This is a genomic window from Pseudomonas sp. FP2254, assembly GCF_030687695.1.
In the GTDB taxonomy this organism is placed as follows: domain Bacteria; phylum Pseudomonadota; class Gammaproteobacteria; order Pseudomonadales; family Pseudomonadaceae; genus Aquipseudomonas; species Aquipseudomonas quebecensis.
Genome location: NZ_CP117444.1, coordinates 4,076,715 through 4,095,275, shown reverse-complemented (window position 1 = coordinate 4,095,275; position 18,561 = coordinate 4,076,715). Strand labels below are relative to the sequence as shown.

At 61.2% G+C, this 18,561-nt stretch carries 13 protein-coding genes; 7 read left to right on the top strand and 6 right to left on the bottom strand.

Going from position 1 to position 18,561, the window contains the following annotated elements; genetic code table 11:
* Window positions 1-82 precede the first annotated feature (82 nt).
* Genes acnD through prpD form a run of 3 tightly spaced genes read left to right on the top strand, consistent with a single transcriptional unit; the run spans window position 83 to window position 5,395 of the window.
* Window positions 83-2,677, top strand: a complete 2,595-nt coding sequence (gene acnD / locus PSH94_RS18740) for a Fe/S-dependent 2-methylisocitrate dehydratase AcnD (RefSeq protein WP_305435551.1) — start codon at window positions 83-85, stop codon at window positions 2,675-2,677.
* Window positions 2,678-2,688: 11 nt separating this feature from the next.
* On the top strand, window positions 2,689-3,879 hold the full coding sequence (gene prpF / locus PSH94_RS18735; protein WP_305435550.1) for a 2-methylaconitate cis-trans isomerase PrpF: 1,191 nt from the start codon (window positions 2,689-2,691) through the stop codon (window positions 3,877-3,879).
* Window positions 3,880-3,910: 31 nt separating this feature from the next.
* Window positions 3,911-5,395, top strand: coding sequence for a 2-methylcitrate dehydratase (prpD, locus tag PSH94_RS18730; RefSeq protein ID WP_305435549.1), 1,485 nt, complete (start codon window positions 3,911-3,913; stop codon window positions 5,393-5,395).
* An 830-nt stretch (window positions 5,396-6,225) separates the two neighbouring features.
* Here the strand turns inward: prpD and PSH94_RS18725 are convergent.
* From PSH94_RS18725 to PSH94_RS18705, 5 genes are read right to left on the bottom strand one after another with little or no spacing between them, the layout of a single operon-like run.
* A complete protein-coding gene (locus PSH94_RS18725; protein ID WP_181076162.1) occupies window positions 6,226-6,954 on the bottom strand; it encodes an alanyl-tRNA editing protein in 729 nt (242 codons plus the stop codon).
* 2 nt (window positions 6,955-6,956) lie between these two features.
* Complete coding sequence (locus PSH94_RS18720; protein WP_181076160.1) at window positions 6,957-7,949, bottom strand: serine O-acetyltransferase; 993 nt, start codon at window positions 7,947-7,949, stop codon at window positions 6,957-6,959.
* Between the two features lie 37 nt (window positions 7,950-7,986).
* Window positions 7,987-8,901, bottom strand: a complete 915-nt coding sequence (locus tag PSH94_RS18715; protein ID WP_253511900.1) for a PLP-dependent cysteine synthase family protein — start codon at window positions 8,899-8,901, stop codon at window positions 7,987-7,989.
* Window positions 8,902-8,925: 24 nt separating this feature from the next.
* Entirely contained in the window at window positions 8,926-10,788 is a 1,863-nt protein-coding gene (gene moeB / locus PSH94_RS18710) for a molybdopterin-synthase adenylyltransferase MoeB (RefSeq protein ID WP_305435548.1), read from the bottom strand.
* Window positions 10,789-10,826: 38 nt separating this feature from the next.
* Window positions 10,827-11,720 (bottom strand): DMT family transporter, encoded by an 894-nt coding sequence (locus PSH94_RS18705; RefSeq protein ID WP_181076180.1) that lies wholly within the window; start codon window positions 11,718-11,720, stop codon window positions 10,827-10,829.
* Window positions 11,721-11,880: 160 nt separating this feature from the next.
* Between PSH94_RS18705 and PSH94_RS18700 the strand changes: the two genes are divergently transcribed.
* The gene (locus PSH94_RS18700) at window positions 11,881-13,305 is read left to right on the top strand and encodes a PLP-dependent aminotransferase family protein (RefSeq protein ID WP_253508923.1); all 1,425 of its coding nucleotides are present in this window, start codon (window positions 11,881-11,883) and stop codon (window positions 13,303-13,305) included.
* Between the two features lie 97 nt (window positions 13,306-13,402).
* Here the strand turns inward: PSH94_RS18700 and PSH94_RS18695 are convergent, their stop codons facing one another.
* The gene (locus tag PSH94_RS18695) at window positions 13,403-14,221 is read right to left on the bottom strand and encodes a pyruvate, water dikinase regulatory protein (RefSeq protein ID WP_003193298.1); all 819 of its coding nucleotides are present in this window, start codon (window positions 14,219-14,221) and stop codon (window positions 13,403-13,405) included.
* A gap of 177 nt (window positions 14,222-14,398) precedes the next feature.
* On the opposite strand from PSH94_RS18695, the gene ppsA reads away from it, so the two are divergent.
* The 3 genes from ppsA (at window position 14,399) to rraA (ending at window position 18,549) form a co-directional block, all read left to right on the top strand.
* Window positions 14,399-16,774: a phosphoenolpyruvate synthase gene (gene ppsA, locus PSH94_RS18690; RefSeq protein WP_305435547.1), complete on the top strand. Its 2,376-nt coding sequence runs from the start codon at window positions 14,399-14,401 to the stop codon at window positions 16,772-16,774.
* Window positions 16,775-16,880: 106 nt separating this feature from the next.
* A complete protein-coding gene (locus PSH94_RS18685) occupies window positions 16,881-17,870 on the top strand; it encodes an alpha/beta fold hydrolase (protein WP_181076154.1) in 990 nt (329 codons plus the stop codon).
* 187 nt (window positions 17,871-18,057) lie between these two features.
* Complete coding sequence (gene rraA, locus PSH94_RS18680; RefSeq protein ID WP_181076152.1) at window positions 18,058-18,549, top strand: ribonuclease E activity regulator RraA; 492 nt, start codon at window positions 18,058-18,060, stop codon at window positions 18,547-18,549.
* Window positions 18,550-18,561: the final 12 nt, after the last annotated feature.

Here is an 18,561-nt window from a genome sequence, read left to right as displayed (position 1 = left end):
CCCCCTCCCACATTTAAGTCGCATTTCAATTTTGGATCGGCGCAGGTCTTCCTTTTGCAATCACCGTGACCGAGTCCTGACGATGAACACTGAATTTCGCAAACCGCTGCCCGGCAGTCGCCTGGATTACTTCGACGCCCGTGCGGCGGTCGACGCCATCCGTCCCGGCGCCTATGCCACGCTGCCTTATACCTCTCGTGTACTCGCCGAGAACCTGGTGCGCCGTTGCGAGCCTGCCACCCTCAACGCCTCCCTGAGCCAGTTGATCGAGCGCAGGCGCGATCTGGATTTTCCGTGGTTTCCGGCGCGTGTGGTGTGTCATGACATTCTCGGCCAGACCGCACTGGTCGACCTCGCCGGCCTGCGCGATGCCATCGCCCTGCAAGGCGGTGATCCGGCGCAGGTCAATCCGGTGGTGCCGACACAGCTGATCGTCGATCACTCCCTGGCCGTCGAAGCCGGTGGTTCCGACCCGGACGCGTTCGAGAAAAACCGCGCCATCGAAGACCGTCGCAACGAAGACCGTTTCCACTTTATCGAATGGACCAAGAAAGCCTTCAAGAATGTCGACGTGATCCCACCGGGCAACGGCATCATGCACCAGATCAACCTGGAGAAAATGTCCCCGGTGATCCAGGTGCGCGACGGCGTGGCGTTCCCCGATACCTGCGTCGGCACCGACAGCCATACCCCGCATGTGGATGCCCTGGGCGTGATCGCCATCGGCGTCGGCGGCCTGGAAGCCGAAAGCGTGATGCTCGGCCGCGCGTCGTGGATGCGCCTGCCGGAAAGCGTGGGTGTGGAACTGACCGGAGAACTGCAGCCTGGCATCACCGCCACCGATATGGTGCTGGCGCTGACCGAGTTTCTGCGTCAACAAAAAGTGGTCGGCGCCTGGCTGGAATTCTTCGGTGAGGGCGCGTCCAAACTGACCCTCGGCGACCGCGCAACCATCTCCAACATGGCCCCGGAATACGGCGCCACGGCGGCGATGTTCTACATCGACCCACAGACCATTGCCTACCTCAAACTCACCGGCCGCGAAGACCAGCAGGTCGCGCTGGTCGAGCAATATGCTCGCCATACCGGGTTGTGGGCCGACGATCTCAAGGGCGCGCAATACGAGCGCGGCCTGACCTTCGACCTGTCCAGCGTGGTGCGCAACATGGCCGGCCCGAGCAACCCGCACGCCCGCGTCGCCACCCGCGACCTGGCCGCCAAAGGCATCAGCGGCCAATGGGACGAAGTGCCCGGCCAAATGCCCGACGGTGCGGTGATCATTGCCGCCATCACCAGCTGCACCAACACCAGCAACCCGCGCAACGTAATTGCCGCAGGCCTGTTGGCGCGCAACGCCAACAAACTGGGGCTCACGCGCAAGCCGTGGGTCAAGTCGTCCCTGGCGCCAGGCTCGAAAACCGTGGCGATGTACCTGGAAGAAGCCGGCCTGGGCCATGAACTGGAAAAACTCGGTTTTGGCGTGGTGGCGTTCGCCTGCACCACGTGCAATGGCATGTCCGGCGCGCTCGACCCAGCGATCCAGCAGGAAATCATCGACCGCGACCTGTATGCCACCGCCGTATTGTCGGGCAATCGTAACTTCGATGGGCGCATCCACCCGTACGCCAAGCAAGCCTTTCTCGCCTCGCCGCCGCTGGTGGTGGCGTATGCGATTGCCGGCACCATCCGTTTCGATATCGAGAAAGACGTGCTGGGCTTCGACGCCGACGGCAAGGAAATCCGCCTGCAGGACATCTGGCCAAGCGATGAGGAAATCGACGCGGTGGTCCAGGCATCGGTCAAGCCGGAGCAGTTCCGCGCGGTGTATATCCCGATGTTCGCGATCCACGAGGACACCGGCCCGAAAGTCGCGCCGCTGTACGACTGGCGTCCGCAGAGCACCTATATCCGTCGTCCGCCGTACTGGGAAGGCGCGCTGGCCGGGGCGCGGCCGCTCAAGGGCATGCGGCCGCTGGCGGTGCTGCCGGACAACATCACCACCGACCACCTGTCGCCGTCCAACGCGATCATGCTCGACAGCGCCGCCGGTGAGTACCTGGCGAAAATGGGCCTGCCGGAGGTCGACTTCAACTCCTATGCCACTCACCGTGGCGACCACCTGACCGCGCAGCGCGCCACCTTCGCCAACCCGAAACTGTTCAACGAAATGGTGGTGGAAAACGGCAAGGTCAAGCAGGGTTCCCTGGCGCGCATCGAGCCCGAAGGCAAGGTCACGCGGATGTGGGAAGCCATCGAAACCTACATGGAGCGCAAACAGCCGCTGATCATCATCGCCGGCGCCGACTACGGCCAGGGCTCGTCCCGTGACTGGGCGGCCAAGGGCGTGCGCCTGGCCGGCGTGGAAGCAATTGCCGCCGAAGGGTTCGAGCGTATCCACCGCACCAATCTGGTGGGCATGGGTGTGTTGCCGCTGGAGTTCCTGCCGGGTACCAACCGGCACACCCTGCAGATCGACGGCAGTGAAACCTATGATGTGGTCGGCGAACGCACCCCGCGCGCGCAACTGACGTTGGTGATCAACCGCAAGAATGGCGCCCGTGTCGAAGTGCCGGTCACCTGCCGCCTGGACACCGCCGAAGAAGTGTCGATCTACGAGGCGGGCGGCGTATTGCAGCGTTTTGCCCAGGACTTCCTGGAATCGGCGGCGACCGCCTGAGGAGGATGACCATGGCACACGCACCGCAAATCAAAATCCCCGCCACCTATATGCGTGGCGGCACCAGCAAGGGCGTTTTTTTCAGCCTCCAGGACCTGCCCGCGTCGGCGCAGGTGCCGGGTGCGGCACGCGACGCCTTGTTGTTGCGAGTGATCGGCAGCCCCGATCCCTACGACAAGCAAATCGACGGCATGGGCGGCGCCACGTCCAGCACCAGTAAGACGGTGATCCTGGCCAAGAGCACCCGCGCCGATCACGACGTGGATTACCTGTTCGGCCAGGTCTCCATCGACAAGCCCTTCGTGGACTGGAGCGGCAACTGCGGCAACCTGTCGGCGGCGGTGGGTTCGTTCGCCATCAGCGCCGGGCTGGTGGCCCCGGCCCGTGTGCCGCGCAATGGCGTGGCCGTGGTGCGCATCTGGCAGGCCAATATCGGCAAAACCATCATTGCCCACGTGCCGATCACCGATGGCGCGGTTCAGGAAACCGGCGACTTCGAATTGGACGGCGTGACCTTCCCGGCCGCCGAAGTGCAGTTGGAATTCATGGACCCGGCGGCGGACGAAGAGGGCGGCGGCGGCTCGATGTTCCCCACCGGCAACTTGGTGGACGAGCTGGAGGTGCCGGGCGTCGGCACGTTCAAGGCCACGCTGATCAACGCCGGCATCCCGACGATTTTTATCAACGCCGAACACCTCGGTTACACCGGCACCGAACTGCAAGGCGCGATCAACAGCGACCCCAAGGCCCTGGCGATGTTCGAGACCGTGCGCGCCCATGGCGCTCTGCGCATGGGCTTGATCAAGCATCTGGACGAAGCCGCCCAGCGTCAGCACACGCCCAAGGTCGCGTTCGTGGCCAAACCCGCCGATTACGTGGCCTCCAGCGGTAAGTCAATCAAGGCCGGCGACGTGGATTTGCTGGTGCGCGCGCTGTCGATGGGCAAGTTGCACCACGCCATGATGGGGACGGCGGCGGTGGCGATCGGCACGGCGGCGGCGATTTCCGGGACGCTGGTCAACCTGGCGGCCGGTGGCATCGAGCGCAACGCCGTGCGCTTCGGGCATCCGTCCGGCACCTTGCGCGTGGGGGCCGAGGCCACCCAGGTGGACGGTGAATGGGTGGTGAAGAAGGCCATCATGAGCCGCAGTGCCCGGGTATTGATGGAAGGCTTCGTGCGCGTACCCGGGGGCTCCTTCTAAAGCGCAACACCAATCCTTGTGGAGAACTGCCATGAGCGCCAACGTCGACCAGAACAACCGTCCTGACTATGATCAGGTCCTGCAGGACATCGCCGATTACGTTCTCGATTATCGGATCGCATCCCAGGCCGCTCTGGACACCGCACGCCACTGCCTGATGGACACCCTCGGCTGCGGCCTGCTGGCCCTGCGTTTCCCCGAATGCACCAAGCATCTGGGGCCGATGGTGGAGGGCACGGTGGTGCCGTTCGGCGCGCGGGTGCCGGGTACTTCATTCCGGCTGGACCCGGTCAAGGCCGCGTGGGACATCGGCTGCCTCGTGCGCTGGCTCGACTACAACGACACCTGGCTCGCCGCCGAATGGGGCCACCCTTCGGATAACCTGGGCGCCATCCTCGCCGTGGCCGATCACCTCTCGCAAAAGCGCGTGGCCAATGGCGATGCGCCCTTGACCCTGCGCGCGGTGCTGGAGGCGACGATCATGGCCCATGAAATCCAGGGCGTGCTAGCCCTGGAAAATTCGTTCAACCGTGTCGGCCTCGACCATGTGCTGCTGGTGAAAGTCGCCTCCACCGCGGTCAGCGCCAAACTGATGGGCGCCAATCGCGAGCAGTTACTGTCGGCGCTGTCCCATGCATTCGTTGACGGCCAGGCGTTGCGCACCTACCGCCACGCGCCGAATGCCGGTTCGCGCAAATCCTGGGCGGCGGGGGACGCTTCAAGTCGCGGCGTACGCCTGGCGGATATCGCGCTGCGTGGCGAAATGGGCATCCCGGGGGTGCTGAGTGCGCCGCAATGGGGTTTCTATGACGTACTGTTCAGCCACACCAACAAGGACTTGGCGCTCAAGCCCGAAGACCAGCGTGCATTCAGCTTGAGTCAGCCTTATGGCACCTATGTGATGGAGAACGTGCTGTTCAAGATCAGCTTTCCCGCCGAGTTCCACGCGCAGACCGCCTGCGAAGCCGCGGTGAGGTTGCATCCGCAGGTCAGGGACCGCCTGCACGAGGTCGAACGCATCGTGATCACTACCCATGAGTCAGCGATTCGTATCATCTCCAAGGTCGGCCCCCTGGCCAACGCCGCCGACCGCGACCACTGCCTGCAATACATGACCGCCGTGCCCCTGGCGTTCGGCAACCTGGTGGCCGAGCACTACGAGGATACTTTCCATGCCGCGCACCCGATCGTCGACGTGCTGCGCAACAAGATGGTCATCGTCGAGAACCCGCGCTACAGCCGTGAATACCTGGAGGCCGACAAGCGTTCGATTGCCAATGCGGTGCAAGTGTTCTTTACCGACGGCACTTGCACCGAAGAGGTGGCGGTGGAATATCCGATTGGTCATCGTCGCCGCCGGGCGCAGGGCATTCCATTGCTGGAAGACAAGTTCAAGGCCAACCTGGCCACGCGGTTTACCGCGCAGCGCAGTGCCGAGATTTTTGCGTTGTGCAAGGATCAGGCGAAGCTTGAAGCCACCCCGGTCAACCGTTTCGTGGACTTGTTCGTGATCTAGCAGGATGCGCCGAGCTAAACCTGTGGCAGGGGCGGTGCGACGATTTGACAAGCCTGCTCACCACAGCAAGCCCGTTCACTACAAGAACCTCATTTTCTCAGGCTATGTTTTCACCGAAGACATGCAGCCACCAACCCTAACCACGATGCGAAGCGAGCCGCTCTTGCTCTCGCTTTTGACCTCAGGCGCCCCGTTAACCACGCTGGCCGGAATTCAGCATTGATTTGGGGGCTAAACCGGCAGGGATGCCGGTTTAGCCGCCCCGCGCCATGGATGGCGCGTGGCGGCGGCCCCCCAAATCAATGTCGGATTCCGGGCACACCGAGCCTGAGCGAGGTGCCGAGTGGTGGGGCGAAGCGTTTTTGGTTACTTTTGGCGCTCTTCCAAAAGTGACCCGCCGTAAGGGCGGAACCCATAGCCGCCATGACCGCAGCAACGGATATGTACTCGGTCTGACCCAACATCCTGGTCGGCTGTCAGGCCGCCATCGGGGGCAAGCCCCCTCCCACAGTTAGATTCCTCTGGGTCAGAGAGGGATCACCACTCGCTACATCCAAACACCTAACTCAGCAACACCGCGCCATCCGGCGACTCGGTGCATTTGGCCCCGATAGCCATAGATATCTACACACGTTTCAAAGGTTGAAATAACTCTGTGGTGAGCGGGCTTGTCCCGCGTTGGGCTGCGAAGCAGCCCCATTTGAGGCGAAGTGGTTTAGCTGACACACCGAGGTGCCTGGGTTTGGGGCCGCTTCGCGACCCAGCGCAGGGCAAGCCTGCTCACCACCATAGCCTGCTCACCACAACCCCTTCCCATATTTGAAGGGCATTCACTCGAACCGCAGGATCACCCGGCGGTTGTGCTTGCTCTTTTTCTCGATCTTTTCGCAGAACACCCGGCCGATTTCCTCGGTGTTGAGCACGTGGGTGCCGCCGCATGGCTGGATATCGATCCCAGCGATTTCAATCACGCGCACCGAACCCTGCACTACCGGTGGTGCGACGGCCTGGGTGCGCGTGATCTGCAGCAGGGTGGCGTATTCCGAGGCCGGCATCGACAGCGTCTTGACCGGATGCGCCTGTTCGATCAAGGCGTTGAGGTCACGGGTGATGCTGTCTTTGTCGAGGGTCATTTCCGGCAGGTCGAAATCCAGGCGCCCCTTATCGGCGCTGATGCTGCAGCCAGTCACCGGTGCGTCGATAAGCGAGCACAGCAAGTGCAGGCAGGTGTGCATCTTCATGTGCTGGTAACGCCGCTCCCAGTCGAGGCCGGCGTCCACCTGTACGCCGGCGGTCAATTGCTCGGGGCACTGCTCGACCTGATGCCAGATGATCGAGCGCAGCACCGGGTCGCGCACCGTGCCCGTCACCGCCACTCGGGTTCCGTCGGGCAGAGTGATATGCCCGGTGTCGCCCGGTTGGCCGCCGCCTGTGGGGTAGAACAAGGTGTGCTCCAGGGCGATGCCGTGTTCGCTGACGGCAATCACCCGGGCGCTGAAGGCGTTCTGATAGGGCGCGCTGTCGAACAGCGCCAGGGTTTCCATGGTGTGCACGGACATGTTCAACCTCCGACGATCGATGGGCTGGCTTGCAACAGGTGGCGCACCATTGCGCTCAAGCCAGGGGGGGAGAGCAGGGTGATTTCAAATTCCGGCCCGCAGACCTTCAGGTTCAGCGGCAGGCGCGGCAGGTGGCTGGCGGGCTCTAGCCGGTGCAGGCGAAATTGCAGGTGGTGGCGCTCCTTCACTGTGGGCTCGAGCATCAACCCCGGCAGCGGGTGGAAGTCGGCGTCCAGTACCGTGACCTTGTGGCTGGCCGTGATCTCGCCCACCACGTGCAGGCGTTCGTCCAGGGCAAAGGCACCGAGGTACTGGCTGTGGTCCGACTCATCGTTCTTTTGCAACTGGATCTGGTTGACCACCTTCACCTTGGTGCCGGCGGGCACGTCTTGGGTAATCACGCAGGACGGGCTGATAAATACGTTGTCGCCGATCTGCACATAGCCGAGCACACGGGCGCCGGAGCCAACCTCGACATTGTTGCCCAGACGCGGATGGCGCTTGCCGTCGGGGTTATTGGCGATGCCCCGGGCGCCCAGGGTTACGCCGCAGAGGATGTAGCAGTCATTGCCGATCTCGCAGGTTTCGCCGATCACCGTGCCGTAGCCGTGGTCCAGCACGAAACGCCTTCCGATGCGGGCTGCCGGGTGTATCTCGGCGCCGGACAACACCTTGCCCTGGTTGCTGAGCTTCAAAGCGATACGCGAGAAGACGCCGTTGATGCGGTCGGGGAAATTCCACACCAGGTGGGCGAGGCGGTAATACAGCACGGCCTTGAATGACGCGTAGGACTCCAGGATCAGCTCACCACGCCCTCGGGAGGCCGGGTCGCGGTAGGCGTACGCGATCAAGTCTTCGGCCACTGCCTGGGCGGCGTTCTGGATCAGCGGCGCCAGATGGGGTTCCAACTGCTTCATCTGCGCGGGCGTGAGGGTCTTGATGAGATGGGTGAGCAACTCATCGTGCAGATGTTGCATGTCGATAAAGCCACCCATGGAGGCACCCCCGCGTTCTGGATCATTGAAAAACCGGTTATTCGAAACTGGGCAGGTAGCTGTCGGCATTGTCGTAGACCATGGTCAACACCACCGTTTCGGGCGGCAGTTCGGGGGCGAGCCTGGCAATGGCCACCATATTGGCGGCGGAGGACAGGCCCAGGCTGATGGCATCGGTGCGCATGATGCGCTTCATCATGTCGAGACAGTCCTGGTGCGACACCTTGAGCATGCCGTCGATCACATCCAGATTGAGGATGCTGGGAATCAGCCCGATCGACAGGCCCTGGATGTGGTGCGGCGCGTGCCGGTTTTGCAACAGGTCGCATTCCTCCGGTTCCACGCCCATCACCCGGATGGCCGGCCAGGTGGTCTTCAGCGTTTCACCGATCCCGGTGATATGCCCGCCGGTGCCGATGCCGCTGACGAAATAGTCCACGCGGCGGTCGCCGAAGGCACGGATGATTTCCCGTGCCGTGGTATCGCGGTGGGTCTGCGGGTTGGCGCCGTTGCGTTGCTGGTTGAGCATCACGTAGCTGGGGTTTTCCAGCTGCAGTTCCATGCACTTCTCACCGTGGGAATTGTTACCGAGGCGGCTGTCCGACAGCACTACCTTGGCTCCATACAGGCGCAGCAATTTCTGTTTTTCCGGGCTGTAATTGTCGGGGATCACCAGCACCACTTTGTAGCCGAGCACGTTGCCGGCCATCACCAGACCGATACCGGTATTACCGCCGCTGGGTTCGATGATCGTTTGCCCGGAGTCGCGGATCAGTACGCCGCGGCGCTCGGCGTCGAGGATCATGCCCAAGGCGATGCGCGCCTTGTGGCTGCCGCCGGGATTGAGGGATTCGAGCTTGGCGTAGACCTCGATACCAAGGTCTTCGGAAAACTGCGCCAGGCGCACGATGGGCGTCTGGCCAATGGCGTCGAGAATAGAGTTATGCAACATCAGGTAGGAGCCCATGGCGGGTGATCAGTACAAAGGCATGTCGGGTTCGACGTCGCGAACCCAGTGTTTCATGCCGCCTCGCAGGACTTTGGTGTTGACAAAGCCCGCCGCCAGCAACGTGCTGGCGGCCTGCTCGGCGCGGCTGCCGGCGTAGCAGATCAGGTAATGGGTGTTATCGCGGCTGAGGCGATCGAGTTGCCCGTCCAGCTCGGCCAGGGGGATATGCACCACGCCCGGCAGTTTGCACACCTCCAGTTCGCTGGCGTCGCGTACGTCCAGCAGCACGTCGGCGCTGCTGGGGTGTTCGATGACCTGTTTGAGCCCTTGCGGCTGGATGTAGCGTTCCTCGGCCAGTGCGGGTTGGCGTGGCACGGCATCGGCGCACACGGCTGGCGCCACGGTTTCGCTGTGGCGCAGTTCCGAGCAGCACGGGCAATCGGCGCGACGCTTGAAGCGGATTTCGCTGAATTTCATCGCCAGGGCATCGAAACGCATCAGGCGGCCGGATAACGGTTCGCCAAGGCCGATCAGCAGTTTGATCGCCTCGGTGGCCTGGATCATCCCGACCACGCCGGGCAACACGCCGATCACACCGCCGGCGCTGCAATTGGGCGCCAGTTCGGCGGGCGGGGCGCTTGGGAACAGGCAGCGATAACACGGCCCACCTTGGTAGTTGAGCACGCTGATCTGACCGTCGAAGCGGTAAATGGCGCCATATACCAAGGGCTTGCCCAGCTGTACGCAGGCGTCGTTGACCAGGTAGCGCGTGTCGAAATTGTCGGTGCCGTCGATCACCAGGTCGTAGGCACCCACCAGCTCAAGGGCATTGTCGGCGGTCAGCGCGGTGTCGTGCGCGTTGATGCGGATATGGCGATTGAGGTCCTGCAGGCGCCGTCTGGCGGACTCGACCTTGGGCAGGCCCAGGGTGCTGTTGCCATGCACGATCTGGCGTTGCAGGTTGCTGCTCTCCACCACATCGAAATCCACCAGTCCCAGGGTGCCGACGCCGGCCGCCGCCAGGTACAGGCTGATCGGCGAGCCAAGGCCGCCGGTGCCGATGATCAGCACCTTGGCTTTCTTGAGGCTCAACTGGCCTTCGCGACCGACGCCGGGCAGGGTGATGTGACGCACGTAGCGCTGCACTTCTTCATTGCTCAAGGTGTCGACGCCGATGCCGCCGGAGGTGGCGAGCAGCACTTCGATGCTGGCCTTTTCGGGCAGCAGGTCGTCGGCCGCGATCAATTCGTCTTCGGCGGTGAACAGGAAGTGTTCCTTGAGCTGGTTGTTCTTTTCGTGGAACAGATGCGGACGCAGTTGCGGGTGGCTGTTGCAGAGGTTTTCAATGACTTCGCGCAATGTCGATCCGGCGCCCTCGAGGGTCGATTCCGGTAGCTTGGCCACGCGAACCAGAATGTCGGGGAAAGAGACAGCGTTCATGGACAACTCCGTGTGCAGGTCGTTGAAAGGTTGTGCGGCGAAATGCTTGCCGTCCCAGGCAAACAACTTGGAGCCCAGGGCCTGGCCCTGGCGAACGTCGACTACCAGGTAGCTGACCGGGTAGATCGGCTCGCCCATGAACAGCGCCTTGTCCTGGTCTTCGTCGCTGAAATAGGCACCGACATCCGGGTGCGAGTGGTAGATCACCACTACCGGGTTGTCGCTGCGAAACGCCTTGTTCAGCAGCAGCGTGTCGGCCACCGAGAAGGTGTAGCCATCGGCCGCGCTGCGCGGGTACATCTCGGGGTCCTTGCGGTGCAGTTCATTCTGGATATTGCTGCCCAGGTACACACTGCCGTCGGCGAAGACAAAACCACAGCATTCTTCGGGATAACTGCGGCTGGCGTGGGCGTAGATCTGTTCCAGGGCATCGGGGCGGAGCACTTCCATGTTTCTCTCGCGTTGCTGGGGTGGTTGGGTCGGGCGGGTCAATTTTTCTTGGCCAGCAGTTTTTCAATCGGCAGTTTGGTGATTGCAAAGCCGGCCAGCAGGATCGCCGAGTAGAGCATCAAGTCATGGGAGATCGGCACGCCTTCATACCAGGCGCCGATGATGACCGCGAATACCGGGAAAATGATGAACACGAACGACAGGATGATCGGGCTCAGGCGCTTGAGCAGCATGAAGTACACGATAAATCCGCCCACCGAGGCCACCAGCCCCAGGTAGAGCAACGCGCTCCATGAGCGCAGGGTGATGGCGTCGAAACTCGGTGTTTCAACGAACAGGCCGGCGATGAACAGCATCAGCCCGGCAATCCCGATGGGCAGGGTGTTGTAGCTGATTACGCTGATGGCGCTGCCTTTGAGCTTGGTGATGACGTAGCACAGGGCATGCATGATCGCAGCGGTCAAAATCGCCAATACGCCCAGGAATTCGGCGTGGTCCAGGTGCAGGCCCTGGCTCCTGATGATCATGTAGAGGCTGCCGAAACCGATGCCGATGCCGACCACCTGGGAAAAGTAGATGCGCTCGCGAAGAAACAGCGCGGAAAAAATCAGAATGAATACCGGCATGCAGCTGAATAACAGGGCGGTAAGGCCGGACGATACGTGCATCTCGCCGTAATTGAGCAGGTAGTAGGGAACGCTGAAATACGACAACGTCACGAAGACAAAGAACCAGCGACTCTCGCGGGGAAACAGGATCGGCTCGCGTCGGGCCAGGGCAAAGCACAGGAACAGTGGGAAGGCGATCAGAAAGCGCAGCCCGGCTGAGGTCAGCGGCGGCACGCTTTCCACGGCGATCTTGATGCCCAGCCAGGTCGTGCCCCAGCTCAGGCACACGATCAGGAACAACACGCTGGTGACCAGTCCGGCCACCCACTGTTTTTGCGTTTTTGTTTTCGCGGTGTTTTCGAGGACGGCGGACATTGGCATCGTTTATTGCTTCCCTGAGCCAGAATTGAACTCTATATTGAACTTGTAATGAGTTGTTAAAATCGGCGATTGAACCCGTAAAAGCACACTATTAGGGCTAAAGATGGCTGTCAAAACAAATATTGACATGGTGTCAATTATGCGTGAGGGGTTGTCCAACGGGCAGGGCGTCAAGTACAAGCGCCTGTCCGATGTGATGGAGCGCGGCATCCTTGAAGGCTTGATTGAACCTGGACGAAAACTGCCGCCCCATCGGGTGCTTTCCGACAACCTGGGTGTAACCATCGGCACCATCAGCCGGGCCTACGGCGAACTGGAGCGCCTCGGGCTGGTAGTGGCGCGCGTGGGCGACGGCACGTTTGTGCGCAAGCGGGGGATGGAACGTCAGCGCGATGAAGGGTTTCGCAATGTCAGCGAAGAGCCGCGCCAGTACTTCGACATGAGTCGCAACATGCATATTCCGGGGCAGGAGACTGCCTTCCTGGCCCAGAGCTTCCAGACCCTGGCGACCAATGCCAAGTTTTTGCAGGACATCAGCGCCTACACGCCGGATGCCGGCCTGCCGCGCTATCGCGACGCGGGCGCGCAGTGGCTGGTGCAGCGCGATTTTCATCCGATTCCCGAACAGGTCATCTGCGTCAATGGCGGCCAGCATGGGTTGCTCTGCGCGATGATGGCGTTGCTGCGCGCAGGGGACACGGTGGTCACCGAACAGCTGACCTATCCCGGGCTGATCACCGCCGCGCGGATGCTTGGCATCCGCCTGATCGGGCTGGAAATGGATGAAGAGGGTCTGTTGCCGAGCGCGCTGGATGAAGTCTGTCGGAATCACCGTATTTCGGCGCTGTACTGCACGCCGACGATTCAGAACCCGACCACCGCGGTGCTGTCGGTGGCGCGGCGTGAAGCGCTGGTCAAAGTATGCCGGGAACACAACCTGTTGATCCTTGAAGACGAGGCCCACGGTGTACTGGTGGAAGACCGGCCACCGCCGCTGAGTTTTTTCGCCCCCGAACGCACGATTTTAATCAGCAGCCTGAGCAAGGCCGTCTCGGCGGGCCTGCGGGTGGGCTATGTGCACGCACCGCCGGCGTTGGTCAGCCGCATCTCGGCGGCGTTGCGTTCAACCTGCTGGATGGCCACGCCGGTGACTCTGGAACTGGCCACGCAGTGGATCGAGAACGGCACGGCGCAGTACCTGCTCAGCCAGCAGATCAGCGAAATCAGCCGGCGCAAGGCATTGGTGCGCGACTTGTTGGCGGGCCTTCAATACCGCACCCACCTCAACAGTCCGCACTTCTGGATTGAAGTGCCGGAGCCTTGGCGCGCGTCGGAAATCGAGGCGGAGCTCAAGCAGAATAATTACCTGATCGCCACCGCCGAAGCCTTTGCCGTGGGGCAGACGGCGGTGCCGCAGTTTATTCGTGCAAGCATCTGCAACACGTCGGGAGACGATCAGCTGCTGAGGGCGGGATTCGACGCGTTGGCGACGGCTTTGGGACAGGGTGGGGGGAGGTTTCAGTTGTAAGGTTTGAGGTGCAAGCTTCAAGCTTCAAGCTTCAAGCTGCAAGACGAGAGCGGAGTGGCTTTAGCTTGCAGCTTGCAGCTTGCGGCTTGAGTTTGCCTTACTTAAACCTTCGTTCCACACCTTTCTCCACCAGAATCTTGGCCGAAATCTCTTCCACCGAAAAATGCGTGGAATTGATGTGCGCAATATTCTCGCGGCGGAACAGGTTTTCCACTTCGCGCACTTCAAATTCGCATTGGGCGTAGCTGGAGTAGCGGCTGTTGGGCTTGCGCTCGTTACGGATCGCGGTAAGGCGGTCCGGGTCGATGGTCAGGCCGAACAGTTTGTGCGAATGGGCGCGCAGGGCTGCGGGCAGGGTGAGGTGCTCCATATCGTCTTCGGTCAGCGGGTAATTGGCCGCACGGATACCGAATTGCATGGCCATATATAAACAGGTCGGCGTTTTGCCGCAGCGGGACACCCCCACCAGAATCAGGTCGGCCTTGTCGTAGTAATGGGTGCGGGCGCCGTCGTCGTTGTCGAGGGCGAAGTTCACCGCTTCGATGCGCTCCATGTAATTGGAGTTATGCCCAATGGAATGGGACTTTCCTACCGAATAAGAGGAATGTTCGCTTAACTCCTGTTCCAGTGGCGCCAGGAACGTGGAGAAGATGTCGATCATGAAACCATTCGAAGTGGCGAGGATCTCACGAATGTCCTGATTGACGATGGTGTCGAAAATGATCGGCCGAAAACCGTCTTTTTCAGCCGCCAGATTGATTTGTTGTACCATGGCCCGCGCTTTATCCACGCTGTCGATATAGGGTCGCGTGAATTTGGCGAAGGTAATGTTTTCGAACTGCGCGAGCAGGCTTTGGCCCAGGGTTTCGGCTGTGATGCCGGTGCCGTCGGAGATAAAGAAAGCAGATCGTTTCATTTGAGCCCTGGGCCTTAAGCTGATGACGAATCTTGGATATGATAGGCGCGATTTTGCCGTCCCACAGAGGGCCGCATTCTCACTTATTTTCCAGGTCCAGGCCACAAACGCTGGCGAACGCTCCTACGAGCAGTCGGCGTCCTGAGCTTTTCCAACACAGTTAGTGGAGAGATCACCTTGGTAGAGTACGTAGTTTCCCTCGATAAGCTCGGCGTCCATGATGTAGAGCATGTGGGGGGCAAGAACGCATCCCTCGGCGAGATGATCAGTAATCTTGCAGGCGCTGGTGTCTCGGTGCCGGGTGGTTTCGCCACCACGGCCCAGGCTTACCGCGATTTCCTCGAACTGAGCGGCCTCAATGCTCAGATCCACGCCGCGCTGGATGCCCTGGACGTCGACGACGTCAATGCCCTGGCCAGGACCGGTGCCCAGATCCGCCAGTGGATCATGGAAGCCGAGTTCCCCGAAAAGCTCAACGAAGAAATCCGCGCGGCGTTTACCACCTTGTCAGCGGGCAACCCGGACATGGCCGTTGCCGTGCGCTCGTCGGCCACCGCCGAAGACCTGCCCGACGCTTCCTTCGCCGGCCAGCAGGAAACCTTCCTGAATATTCGCGGCGTGGAAAACGTGATCCGCGCGGCCAAGGAAGTGTTTGCCTCGCTGTTCAACGATCGCGCGATTTCCTACCGCGTGCACCAGGGTTTCGACCACAAACTGGTGGCCCTGTCTGCCGGCGTACAGCGCATGGTGCGTTCGGAAACCGGCACCGCCGGCGTGATGTTCACCCTCGATACCGAATCCGGCTTCCGTGACGTGGTGTTTATCACCGGCGCCTACGGCCTGGGCGAAACCGTCGTACAAGGCGCGGTCAACCCCGACGAATTCTACGTACACAAAGGCACCCTCGAAGCGGGTCGCCCGGCCATCCTGCGTCGCAACCTGGGCAGCAAGGCCATCAAGATGATTTACGGCGACGAGGCCAAGGCCGGTCGCTCGGTAAAAACCGTTGAAGTCGACAAGGCCGAGCGCGCGCGTTTCTGCCTGACCGACGCTGAAGTCAGCGAACTGGCCAAACAAGCGATGATCATCGAGAAGCACTACAAGTGCCCGATGGACATCGAGTGGGCCAAGGACGGTGACGACGGCAAGCTGTATATCGTGCAGGCGCGCCCGGAAACCGTGAAGAGCCGTACCTCCGCCAACGTCATGGAGCGTTACCTGCTCAAGGAAACCGGCACCGTGCTGGTGGAAGGTCGCGCCATCGGGCAGCGCATCGGTGCGGGCAAGGTGCGGATCATCAAGGACGTGTCCGAGATGGACAAGGTTCAGCCAGGCGACGTCCTGGTTTCCGACATGACCGACCCGGACTGGGAACCGGTGATGAAACGCGCCAGTGCCATCGTTACCAACCGTGGCGGGCGTACCTGCCACGCGGCGATCATTGCCCGTGAGCTGGGGATTCCTGCGGTGGTAGGGTGCGGTAATGCCACGCAACTGCTTAAGGACGGCCAGGGCGTGACCGTTTCCTGTGCCGAAGGCGACACTGGTTTCATCTTCGAAGGCGAACTGGGCTTCGATATCAAGCAGAACTCCATCGACGCCATGCCGGACCTGCCGTTCAAGATCATGATGAACGTCGGCAACCCGGACCGCGCCTTTGACTTCGCGCAATTGCCGAACGCCGGTGTAGGCCTGGCTCGCCTGGAGTTCATCATCAACCGCATGATCGGCGTGCACCCCAAGGCGCTGCTGAACTACGACGGCCTGCCGCTGGATATCAAGGAAAGCGTCGACAAGCGCATCGCCGGCTACAACGACCCGGTTGGTTTCTACGTTGAGAAGCTGGTGGAAGGCATCAGCACCCTGGCGGCGGCGTTCTACCCGAAAAAAGTCATCGTGCGTCTGTCGGACTTCAAGTCCAACGAATACGCCAACCTGATCGGCGGCAAGCTCTACGAGCCGGAAGAAGAAAACCCGATGCTGGGCTTCCGAGGTGCCTCGCGCTATATCAGCGAAGCGTTCCGTGATTGCTTCGAGCTCGAATGCCGTGCCCTCAAGCGCGTGCGCAATGAGATGGGCCTGACCAACGTCGAGATCATGGTGCCGTTCGTCCGCACCCTGGGTGAAGCGAGCCAGGTAGTGGATCTGCTGGCTGAAAACGGTCTGTCCCGTGGTGAAAACGGGCTGCGCGTGATCATGATGTGCGAGCTGCCATCCAATGCGATCCTGGCCGAAGAGTTCCTGGAGTTCTTCGATGGTTTCTCCATTGGCTCCAACGACCTGACCCAGCTGACCCTGGGCCTGGATCGTGACTCCGGGATCATCGCGCACTTGTTCGACGAGCGTAACCCGGCGGTCAAGAAGTTGCTGGCCAATGCCATCCAGGCCTGTAATAAGGCAGGCAAGTACATCGGCATCTGCGGCCAGGGCCCTTCGGACCACCCTGACCTGGCCAAATGGCTGATGGAGCAAGGTATCGAAAGCGTTTCGCTGAACCCCGATTCGGTGCTGGAAACCTGGTTCTTCCTGGCCGAAGGCCAAGCGTCCGCCTGAGGGCGATCCGTCAAAAGTGCCGGTCAACCGTGAAGGTTGACCGGCATTCTTATCTGTACAGGGCGGGAATCCGTGTGGACGCCGCCCTTTTTTGTGCAAGAGCATTATGCAAAGCAGCAGCAATCTGTTTCCTGTCGCCCTGATCAGCGCTGAGCGTCGTGGCGACCTGAGTGAAGATGTGTATCGCCTCAAACCCGGCAATAGCCCCGACGGTACCGTCGAGTTGGCCGTGACCCGTCTGGGCCTGGCCGATGTCCCGGAAAACCGGGGCACCCCGGTAATTTTGTTGCACGGCAGTTTTTCCAATCGACGCTTCTGGTATTCGCCCAAAGGCATAGGCCTGGGCGCCTATCTGGCGCGGCGAGGCTTTGACGTGTGGATTCCGGAAATGCGCGGCCATGGTTTGTCTAAGCGCAATCAGGCCTATGCGTGCAACCGGGTGGCAGATTATGCGCGGTACGACTTGCCAGCCATCGGTGCGTTCGTGCGTGAGCAAAGCGCGCAGATCCCGCACTGGATCGGACACTCCCTGGGCGGCACGACCCTGGCGGCGGCGCTGGGGGGCCAGTATTTAGGCGCCCCGGCGGTGGCTTCGGTCGCGTTATTTGGCTGTCAGGTCAGTCGCAACTACTGGCCGTTGAAAATTCCCCCGGTGGAGTGGGGCGGGCGCTTTATTCTCAAGCGAATGGCCGAGGTGTCCGGTGCGCGTTTCAAACGCGGGCCTGAAGATGAGCCGGTGGGGGTATTGATTGAAACCATGCGCTGGCACGGGTTGTTCGGGCGTTTCGGCGATGCCGAGCGTGATTGGTGGAAGGGCTTGGCGGACGTCGACGTGCCGTTGTTGGCGGTGAGTGCGGCGGGTGACCATCAAGACCCGGACTGGGCCTGCCGCAAGTTGTTCGAGCAGGTCGGCACTGAGCATCGCCAGTACCTGTGCCTGGGGCGCAGGCACGGATTTACCGATGATTTCGGGCATGTCGAGATGCTGGTGAGCAAGGCTGCCCAGGTCGAGGTCTGGCCTTTGGTGGAACAGTGGTTGAAAGACCCCATCACACCGTTGTTCGGTGTGCCGGCGCAGGCCCTCGCGGCGGTTTGACGCAGCGCTCTGCCAAGGGCGTTTCGCTCCTGTGAGGTTGCGGCTAAGATATGACGCGCCAAACGCTTCTGGTCATATTCAGTCGCGTAGAGGCTATTGCGTTGCAGCGATACCAGTGGGATGTTTCTCACCCGTTTCGCCCGGTACTTCCTTGAAAGACACTTCTTTGGCAGAAAGGAATTTTTCGATGAACCATTACGTGACCCCCGACCTGTGTGACGCCTACCCCGAATTGGTGCAGGTGGTCGAGCCTATGTTCAGCAATTTCGGCGGCCGAGATTCCTTTGGTGGCGAGATTGTCACCATCAAGTGCTTCGAAGATAACTCGCTGGTCAAGGAACAGGCCGACCAGCCGGGCGCCGGCAAGGTGCTGGTGGTCGACGGTGGTGGTTCGCTGCGCCGCGCGCTGCTGGGTGACATGATTGCCGAGAAAGCCGCGAAAAATGGCTGGGAAGGGATGGTGATCTACGGTTGCATCCGCGATGTCGACGTCATCGCCCAGACCGATCTTGGCGTGCAGGCTTTGGCCAGTCACCCGATGAAAACGGATAAGCGCGGCATTGGCGATCTGAATGTCGTGGTCACCTTTGCCGGCGTGACCTTCCGCCCGGGCGAATACATCTATGCCGACAATAACGGCGTGATCGTGTCGCCCAGCCCGCTGAAAATGCCTGAATAAACTGCAATAGCC

What these genes read in the sequence shown, in the direction of transcription:
- PSH94_RS18715 (WP_253511900.1), bottom strand. Translation starts at nt 8,901, where the DNA reads ATGTTGCATAACTCTATTCTCGACGCCATTGGCCAGACGCCCATCGTG.
- PSH94_RS18695 (WP_003193298.1), bottom strand. Translation starts at nt 14,221, where the DNA reads ATGAAACGATCTGCTTTCTTTATCTCCGACGGCACCGGCATCACAGCC.
- moeB (WP_305435548.1), bottom strand. Translation starts at nt 10,788, where the DNA reads ATGGAAGTGCTCCGCCCCGATGCCCTGGAACAGATCTACGCCCACGCC.
- PSH94_RS18700 (WP_253508923.1), top strand. Translation starts at nt 11,881, where the DNA reads ATGGCTGTCAAAACAAATATTGACATGGTGTCAATTATGCGTGAGGGG.
- acnD (WP_305435551.1), top strand. Translation starts at nt 83, where the DNA reads ATGAACACTGAATTTCGCAAACCGCTGCCCGGCAGTCGCCTGGATTAC.
- PSH94_RS18685 (WP_181076154.1), top strand. Translation starts at nt 16,881, where the DNA reads ATGCAAAGCAGCAGCAATCTGTTTCCTGTCGCCCTGATCAGCGCTGAG.
- prpF (WP_305435550.1), top strand. Translation starts at nt 2,689, where the DNA reads ATGGCACACGCACCGCAAATCAAAATCCCCGCCACCTATATGCGTGGC.
- prpD (WP_305435549.1), top strand. Translation starts at nt 3,911, where the DNA reads ATGAGCGCCAACGTCGACCAGAACAACCGTCCTGACTATGATCAGGTC.
- rraA (WP_181076152.1), top strand. Translation starts at nt 18,058, where the DNA reads ATGAACCATTACGTGACCCCCGACCTGTGTGACGCCTACCCCGAATTG.
- PSH94_RS18720 (WP_181076160.1), bottom strand. Translation starts at nt 7,949, where the DNA reads ATGGGTGGCTTTATCGACATGCAACATCTGCACGATGAGTTGCTCACC.
- PSH94_RS18725 (WP_181076162.1), bottom strand. Translation starts at nt 6,954, where the DNA reads ATGTCCGTGCACACCATGGAAACCCTGGCGCTGTTCGACAGCGCGCCC.